This window comes from Rhizobium sp. rho-13.1 (assembly GCF_007000305.1).
Taxonomy (GTDB): Bacteria; Pseudomonadota; Alphaproteobacteria; order Rhizobiales; family Rhizobiaceae; genus Rhizobium; species Rhizobium rhododendri.
Genome location: NZ_SCFL01000115.1, coordinates 1 through 262, shown reverse-complemented (window position 1 = coordinate 262; position 262 = coordinate 1). Strand labels below are relative to the sequence as shown.

General features: G+C 58.4%; 1 protein-coding gene. It reads right to left on the bottom strand.

Annotated features, from left to right (window positions below; all coding sequences use genetic code 11):
- The coding region (locus EQW76_RS28885) for a helix-turn-helix domain-containing protein (protein WP_143123540.1) at positions 1–201 on the bottom strand (201 nt) is incomplete at its 3' end.
- Between the last annotated feature and the right edge of the window lie 61 nt (positions 202–262).

Genomic DNA, 262 nt, shown 5'->3' with positions numbered 1-262 from the left:
ATGCGCCTCGGTTTTGCGGGAATTGCGATCCCCGCCAAGCGGGCCAGGTCGCACATCACCCTGCCGCAGTTGCAGATTTCGCCAGCGACTGACGCTTGCGGCACTCACACCGAAACGTTCGGCGGCTTCTCGATGCGTTGCACCAGCAGAAACCGCAGCAACAACACGAACGCGCAGATCGACAGAAAGGAATTTTGACATATCCGCCGACCTCCATCGGCAGATAGCTTGAATCAGACCCGGACCGATTTGCAAAGCCCCA